This window comes from Pseudomonas sp. 18.1.10, assembly GCF_024655625.1.
Taxonomy (GTDB): Bacteria; Pseudomonadota; Gammaproteobacteria; order Pseudomonadales; family Pseudomonadaceae; genus Aquipseudomonas.
The window spans coordinates 1-7,343 of record NZ_JANLGL010000247.1 but is presented as its reverse complement, the minus strand read 5'-3'; the positions used below and the strand labels follow the sequence as shown (position 1 = coordinate 7,343).

The window sequence follows — 7,343 nt, the reverse complement described above, 5'->3', positions numbered from 1 at the left end:
CCACATTCGACTGCATTCCAAGGGATGTACTCGGTCAAGTGTGGGAGCGGGCTTGCTCGCGAAGGGGCCCTTTACAGACGCTAAATCAACGTCTCGATACGCAGCGAATTGGTCGACCCCGGCTGCCCAAACGGCACCCCCGCAGTAATCACCAACGTATCCCCGCGCTGCGCCATGCCTTGGGCCTGGGCAATCTCCAGCGCCGTCGAGCACACCTCATCCACCTGGCGCAGCCGGTCATTGACCACCGAGTGCACACCCCACGCCACGCTCAAGCGCCGCGCCGTGGACAGGTTCGGCGTGAGGTTGAGGATCGGCGCCACCGGCCGTTCCCGCGCCGCGCGCAGGCTGGAGCTGCCGGACTCGCTGTAGTTGACCAGCACCGCCACCGGCAGGATGTTGCTGATGCGCCGGATCGCGCAGCTGATGGCATCCGACACCGTGGCATCTGCCTTCGGCCGGCTCACATCCAGTTGCGCCTGGTAATCCGGGCCGCTCTCCACTTGGCGGATGATCTTGCTCATCATCTGCACGGCTTCCAGCGGGTACTCGCCCGACGCGGTCTCCGCCGACAACATCACCGCATCCGCGCCTTCGGCCACGGCGTTGGCCACATCGGTCACCTCGGCACGGGTCGGCGCCGGGGAGAAGCGCATGGATTCAAGCATCTGCGTGGCCACCACCACGGGTTTACCCAGCTGGCGGCAGACGCTGATGATGTCTTTCTGGATCTGCGGCACGCTCTCGGCCGGCACTTCCACGCCCAGATCGCCTCTGGCCACCATGATCGCGTCGCTCAGCTCGGCGATTTCTTGCAGGCGCTGCACGGCCGACGGTTTCTCGATCTTGGCCATCAGAAACGCCTTGTCGCCGATCAACTCGCGGGCTTCGCGGATGTCTTCCGGGCGCTGCACGAACGACAGCGCCACCCAGTCCACGCCGAGTTCCAGGCCAAAGCTCAAGTCGCGCCGATCCTTGGCGGTCAAGGGGCTGAGCTCCAGCAAAGCTTGTGGGACGTTCACGCCTTTGCGATCAGACAATTCGCCGCCATTCAGCACGGTGGTGTCGATGGCTTCGGCATGTTTAGTGATGACCCGCAGGCGCAGCTTGCCGTCGTCCAGCAACAGGTCCATGCCGGGTTCCAGCGCCGCGATGATTTCCGGGTGGGGCAGGTTGACCCGGCACTGGTCGCCCGGGGTCGGGTCCAGGTCCAGGCGCAGCGCCTGGCCGCGCACCAGTTGCACCTTGCCCTCGGCAAAACGGCCGACGCGCAGCTTCGGCCCTTGCAGGTCCATGAGGATGCCCAGCGGGTAGTTCAGCTGGCGCTCCACTTGGCGAATCCACTGGTAGCGCTGGGCGTGGTCGGCATGGTCGCCGTGGCTGAAGTTGAGGCGGAAGATATTCACCCCGGCTTCCACCAGCTCGCGGATATCGTCGATGCCGTCGGTGGCGGGGCCCAGGGTGGCGAGGATTTTGACCTTCTTGTCAGGCGTCATGTTTGGCAGTCTCAAGAATCAGGATGGCGCGGAAGTCGTTGACGTTGGTGCGCGTCGGTTCGGTGACGATCAACCCGTCGAGGGCGGCGAAGTAGCCGTAGCCATTGTTGTTGTCCAGCTCATCGCTGGCCGACAAGCCAAGGGCTTCGGCACGGGCATGGCTGCACGGGGTCATGATCGCGCCGGCGTTGTCTTCGGAGCCGTCGATGCCGTCGGTGTCGCCGGCCAGGGCATACACACCGGGCAGGCCCTTGAGGCTGTCGGTGAGGCTGAGCAGGAATTCCGCGTTGCGCCCGCCACGGCCATTGCCGCGCACGGTGACGGTGGTTTCACCGCCGGAGAGGATCACGCACGGCGCCGCCAGCGGCTGGCCGTGTTGCACGATCTGCCGCGCAATGCCGGCGTGCACCTTGGCCACGTCCCGCGCTTCGCCTTCGAGATCGCCGAGGATCAGCGGGCTGAAGCCGGCCTGGCGGACTTTCACGGCCACGGCTTCAAGGGATTGCTGCGGGCGGGCGATCAGTTGGAAGTGGCTGCGGGCGAGCGCCGGGTCGCCGGGCTTGACGGTTTCCGAGGCGGGGTTCTGCAACCAGCTGCGCACGGCGGCGGGGGCGTCGATGTGGTAGCGCTTGAGGATCGCCAGGGCCTGGGCCGAGGTGCTCGGGTCGCCAACCGTCGGGCCTGAGGCAATCACCGTGGCCTGGTCGCCCGGCACGTCGGAAATCGCATAGGTGTACACCGTCGCGGGCCACGCGGCTTTCGCCAGGCGGCCGCCCTTGATCGCCGAGAGGTGCTTGCGCACGCAATTCATCTCGCCAATGGTGGCGCCGGACTTGAGCAGGGCTTTGTTGATGGTTTGCTTGTCGGCCAGGCTGATGCCTTCGGCCGGCAGGGCCAACAGGGCCGAGCCACCGCCGGAGAGCAGGAAGATCACGCGGTCGTCTTCGCTCAAGTTGCTGATGAGTGCCAGCACGCGCTTGGCCACGGCCAGGCCAGCGGCATCGGGCACGGGGTGGGCGGCTTCGACCACTTCAATGTGCTGGCAGGGCGCGCCGTGGCCGTAGCGGGTGACCACCAGGCCGCTGACTTCGCCTTGCCAGCAGTTTTCGACGACGAGGGCCATGGCGGCGGCGGCCTTGCCGGCGCCGATCACGATCACCCGGCCGCTGCGGTCGGCGGGCAGGAAGGGTTCAAGGACTTGCCGGGGGTGGGCGGCGTCGATGGCTGTGGCAAACAGCTCGCGAAGCAGGTGTTGCGGATCGACCGACATAAGCGGGCTCCCGGGAGTTTTTTGTTATTAGAGGTGCGGCAATGTCAGGCATTGAAATGCAATCAAATGTGGGAGCGGGCTTGCTCGCGAATGCTGTCTTACATTCAACATCCATGCTGACTGATCCACCGCTTTCGCGAGCAAGCCCGCTCCCACATTCGACCGCATTTCAAATCAAGGTTTACTTATCGCGAATCGAGAAATTCGCCATATGCTCCAGGCCCTTGATGAGCGCCGAGTGGTCCCAGTTGCCGCCACCGATGGCGGTACAGGTGCTGAACACTTGCTGGGTGCCCGCGGTGTTCGGCAGGTTGATCCCCAGCTCCTTGGCACCGGCCAGCGCCAGGTTCAGGTCCTTCTGGTGCAGGTTGATGCGGAAGCCCGGATCAAAGGTGCCCTTTATCATGCGCTCGCCATGCACTTCCAAAATCTTCGACGAGGCAAAGCCGCCCATCAGTGCTTCACGCACCTTGGCCGGGTCGGCGCCGTTCTTGGAGGCGAACAGCAGCGCTTCGGCCACGGCCTGGATGTTCAGCGCGACGATGATCTGGTTGGCCACCTTGGCGGTCTGGCCATCGCCATTGCCGCCGACCAGGGTGATGTTCTTGCCCATGGCCTGGAACAGCGGCAGGGCGCGTTCGAAGGTCTGCGGCGTGCCACCGATCATGATGCTCAGGGTGCCGGCCTTGGCGCCGACTTCACCACCGGACACCGGGGCGTCGAGGTACTGCGCGCCGGTCGCGTTGATCTTCGCGGCAAAGGCTTTGGTGGCGGTGGGGGAGATCGAGCTCATGTCGATCACCACTTTGTTTGGCGACAGGCCCGCGGCCACGCCGTCGGCGCGGAACAGCACGTCCTCGACCTGCGGGGTGTCCGGCACCATGACGATGATGAACTCGGCTTCCTGGGCAACCTGCTGCGGGCTGGCCAGGGCGATGGCGCCGGCGTCGACCAGGGCTTGCGGGGCCTTGCCGTGGTGTTCGGAGAGGAACAGTTGGTGACCTGCCTTTTGCAGGTTGGCGGCCATGGGTTGGCCCATGATGCCGGTGCCGATGAATCCGATTTTAGCCATGATTAATGCCTCTTTTTATTCGATAGGCAGGCCTGTCGCGGTCTGCCAAGCACAGGAGTTCCACATGTGGGAGCGGGCTTGCTCGCGAAAGCGGTGGATCAGTCGACATTGATGTTGAACGTCAGACCGAATTCGCGAGCAAGCCCGCTCCCACATTGGGTTTTGTGTTGTGCCAGTTAGATGGCGTTGTGGCTCTTGAGCCAGCCCAAACCTGCCTCGGTGGTGGTCAGCGGTTTGTATTCGCAACCCACCCAGCCGGTGTAGCCGATGCGGTCGAGATGTTCGAACAAGAACCGGTAGTTGATTTCCCCGGTCCCCGGCTCGTTGCGCCCAGGGTTGTCCGCCAGCTGGATGTGGTTGATCTCATCCAGGTGCGCGGCCATGGTGCGGGCCAGGTCGCCTTCCATGATTTGCATGTGGTAGATGTCGTATTGCAGGAACAGGTTGGCGCTGCCCACCTGCTCGCGGATCGACAGGGCCTGCGCCGTGTTGTTCAGGTAGAAACCCGGGATGTCGCGGGTGTTAATCATCTCCATCACCAGCTTGATACCCACCGCTTGCAGCTTGTCGGCGGCGTACTTGAGGTTGGCGACGAAGGTTTTCTCTACCGTTGCATCATCAACGCCCTGTGGCCGGATACCCGCCAGGCAGTTGACCTGGGTGTTGCCCAGCACCTGGGCGTAAGCGATGGCCAGGTTGACCCCGGCACGGAATTCCTCGACCCGGTCCGGGTGGCACGCCAGGCCGCGTTCGCCCTTGGCCCAGTCGCCGGCCGGCAGGTTGAACAGCACTTGGGTCAGGCCGTTGGCGTCGAGATGGGCCTTGATTTCAGCCGAGCTGAATTCATACGGGAACAGATACTCCACACCTTCGAAGCCCGCCTCGGCGGCCGCTTTGAAGCGAGCAAGAAAGTCTTGCTCGGTGAACAGCATGGACAGGTTGGCGGCAAAGCGCGGCATAGGGTTCTCCTTAATCGAGCAGGGAAATGGCAGTCGGCGCATCGTTGCCGACCAGGGCCAGATCTTCGAATTCGTTGACGGCGTTGATCTCGGTGCCCATGGAAATATTGGTCACGCGCTCCAGAATAATCTCAACGATCACCGGTACCTTGAATTCTTCGATCATTTCCTGAGCCTTGCGCAACGCCGGCTGGATCTGGCCCGGTTCGAACACACGCAGGGCCTTGCAACCCAGGCCTTCGGCGACGGCCACGTGGTCGACGCCATAACCGTTGAGTTCCGGGGCGTTGAGGTTGTCGAACGACAGCTGCACGCAGTAGTCCATCTCGAACCCGCGCTGGGCCTGACGGATCAAGCCGAGGTAGGAATTGTTCACCACCACGTGGATGTACGGCAGCTTGAACTGCGCGCCCACGGCCAATTCTTCGATCATGAACTGGAAGTCGTAGTCGCCGGACAGCGCGACGACCTTGCGGCTCGGGTCGGCCTTGACCACGCCCAGCGCCGCCGGAATGGTCCAGCCCAACGGGCCGGCCTGGCCGCAGTTGATCCAGTGGCGTGGCTTATAGACGTGCAGGAATTGTGCACCGGCAATCTGCGACAAACCGATGGTGCTGACGTAGCAGGTGTCTTTGCCGAACACCTGGTTCATCTCTTCGTACACCCGTTGCGGCTTGACCGGTACGTTGTCGAAGTGCGTCTTGCGGTGCAGGGTGGCTTTGCGCTGTTGGCAATCATGCAGCCAGGCGCTGCGGTCCTTGAGCTTGCCGGCGGCTTTCCACTCGCGGGCCACTTCAATGAACAGGGTCAGGGCCGAGCCGGCGTCGGACACGATGCCCAGGTCCGGGGTGAATACACGACCGATCTGCGTCGGCTCGATGTCGACGTGAATGAATTTACGGCCCTCGGTGTACACCTCCACCGAACCGGTGTGGCGGTTGGCCCAGCGGTTGCCGATGCCCAGCACCACGTCCGACTTGAGCATCGTCGCGTTGCCATAACGGTGGGAGGTTTGCAGGCCGACCATGCCCACCATCAACGGGTGATCGTCGGGGATCGTGCCCCAGCCCATCAGGGTCGGGATCACCGGGATGCCGGTCAGCTCGGCGAACTCCACCAACAGGTCGCTGGCGTCGGCGTTTATCACGCCGCCACCGCTGACCAACAGCGGGCGCTCAGCCTGGTCGAGCAGGGCCAGGGCTTTTTCCACCTGGATGCGCGTGGCCAGTGGCTTGGCCAGGGGCAGCGGCTGGTAGGCGTCGATGTCAAACTCGATCTCGGCCATCTGCACGTCGAACGGCAGGTCGATCAGCACCGGGCCTGGGCGGCCGGAGCGCATTTCATAGAAGGCTTTCTGGAACGCGTAAGGCACCTGGCCGGGTTCCAGGACGGTGGTTGCCCACTTGGTCACAGGCTTGACGATGCTGGTGATGTCCACGGCCTGGAAGTCTTCCTTGTGCATCCGGGCGCGGGGGGCTTGGCCGGTGATGCACAGGATCGGGATCGAGTCCGCCGAGGCGCTGTACAGGCCGGTGACCATGTCGGTGCCCGCCGGGCCCGAGGTGCCGATGCACACGCCGATATTGCCGGCCTTGGTGCGGGTGTAGCCCTCGGCCATGTGGGAGGCGCCTTCAACGTGGCGAGCAAGGACGTGATCGATGCCACCCACCTTTTGCAAGGCCGAGTACAGCGGGTTGATCGCAGCGCCTGGGATACCGAAGGCGGTGTCCACGCCCTCACGGCGCATTACCAGAACGGCGGCTTCGATTGCTCTCATTTTGCTCATGATTTTGGTGCCTCTTGCGTTTTGTAATTGTATACAAGTGGTGTCTGGTCAAAGTGTATTCACGGCGAGCTGCGCAGGTCAATCCATTTTATCGGCGGGCCTTTGCGTTCGTCGGAAGGCATTTTTACGACGTATGGAAGGTTTGTTCGAAAATATTGTATACAAAAACAAATGTCATTGTGTTCTATTTGTTTGATCGGGCATCTGATCCTTCAGACCTCCACCGCTTTTCCCATAACAAGATAAGGACGGCACCATGAGCGCTTTAACCTTGAAAATTGCCACCCAACTGGCCAGCCAGGCCCTCACCGCAGGGCGCACCATTGCGGCGGCGCCGCTGACCATCGCGGTGCTCGACAGCGGCGGGCACCTGATTACCCTGCAACGGGAAGACGGCGCCAGCCTGCTGCGCCCGCAGATCGCCATCGGCAAGGCCTGGGGCGCGATTGCCCTGGGCAAAGGCTCACGCCTGCTGGCGCTGGACGCGCAGCAACGGCCGGCGTTTATCGCCGCGTTGAACAGCCTGGGGCAGGGCAGCGTGGTGCCGGCGCCGGGTGGGGTGTTGATCCGGGATCAGGAAGGGCGGGTGCTGGGGGCGATCGGGATCAGTGGGGATACGTCGGATATTGATGAGCAGTGCGCGATTACGGCGATTGAGGGGGTGGGGTTGTTGGCGGATGCGGGGGTGTCGGCTTGATTCTTGGGCTGTCTCTTATACACATCTGACGCTGCCGACGATAGTTCAGCTGTGTAGATCTCG

Annotated in this window: 6 protein-coding genes; 1 reads left to right on the top strand and 5 read right to left on the bottom strand. The window is 63.1% G+C overall.

Annotated elements, in window-relative coordinates; translation table 11 throughout:
- Nucleotides 1–80: 80 nt before the first annotated feature.
- The 5 genes from pyk to gcl form a co-directional block, all read right to left on the bottom strand.
- The gene (gene pyk / locus NUV89_RS25895) at nt 81–1,496 is read right to left on the bottom strand and encodes a pyruvate kinase (protein WP_017734355.1); all 1,416 of its coding nucleotides are present in this window, start codon (nt 1,494–1,496) and stop codon (nt 81–83) included.
- Nucleotides 1,486–2,766 (bottom strand): glycerate kinase, encoded by a 1,281-nt coding sequence (locus tag NUV89_RS25890; RefSeq protein WP_257783557.1) that lies wholly within the window; start codon nt 2,764–2,766, stop codon nt 1,486–1,488. Before NUV89_RS25890 ends, pyk begins: the two co-directional genes overlap by 11 nt.
- A gap of 181 nt (nt 2,767–2,947) precedes the next feature.
- Entirely contained in the window at nt 2,948–3,838 is an 891-nt protein-coding gene (locus NUV89_RS25885; RefSeq protein WP_257783556.1) for a 2-hydroxy-3-oxopropionate reductase, read from the bottom strand.
- Nucleotides 3,839–4,014: 176 nt separating this feature from the next.
- On the bottom strand, nt 4,015–4,797 hold the full coding sequence (hyi, locus tag NUV89_RS25880; protein WP_257783555.1) for a hydroxypyruvate isomerase: 783 nt from the start codon (nt 4,795–4,797) through the stop codon (nt 4,015–4,017).
- A 10-nt stretch (nt 4,798–4,807) separates the two neighbouring features.
- Nucleotides 4,808–6,583: a glyoxylate carboligase gene (gcl, locus tag NUV89_RS25875; protein ID WP_207041458.1), complete on the bottom strand. Its 1,776-nt coding sequence runs from the start codon at nt 6,581–6,583 to the stop codon at nt 4,808–4,810.
- Nucleotides 6,584–6,839: 256 nt separating this feature from the next.
- On the opposite strand from gcl, the gene NUV89_RS25870 reads away from it, so the two are divergent.
- Nucleotides 6,840–7,280 carry a heme-binding protein gene (locus NUV89_RS25870; RefSeq protein WP_257783554.1) on the top strand — a complete coding sequence of 147 codons (441 nt, stop codon included), beginning with the start codon at nt 6,840–6,842 and terminating at the stop codon, nt 7,278–7,280.
- Nucleotides 7,281–7,343: the final 63 nt, after the last annotated feature.

Excerpts from the sequence above, each read along its gene's own strand:
- pyk (WP_017734355.1), bottom strand. The coding sequence starts at position 1,496 with ATGACGCCTGACAAGAAGGTCAAAATCCTCGCCACCCTGGGCCCCGCC.
- NUV89_RS25890 (WP_257783557.1), bottom strand. The coding sequence starts at position 2,766 with ATGTCGGTCGATCCGCAACACCTGCTTCGCGAGCTGTTTGCCACAGCC.
- NUV89_RS25885 (WP_257783556.1), bottom strand. The coding sequence starts at position 3,838 with ATGGCTAAAATCGGATTCATCGGCACCGGCATCATGGGCCAACCCATG.
- hyi (WP_257783555.1), bottom strand. The coding sequence starts at position 4,797 with ATGCCGCGCTTTGCCGCCAACCTGTCCATGCTGTTCACCGAGCAAGAC.
- gcl (WP_207041458.1), bottom strand. The coding sequence starts at position 6,583 with ATGAGCAAAATGAGAGCAATCGAAGCCGCCGTTCTGGTAATGCGCCGT.
- NUV89_RS25870 (WP_257783554.1), top strand. The coding sequence starts at position 6,840 with ATGAGCGCTTTAACCTTGAAAATTGCCACCCAACTGGCCAGCCAGGCC.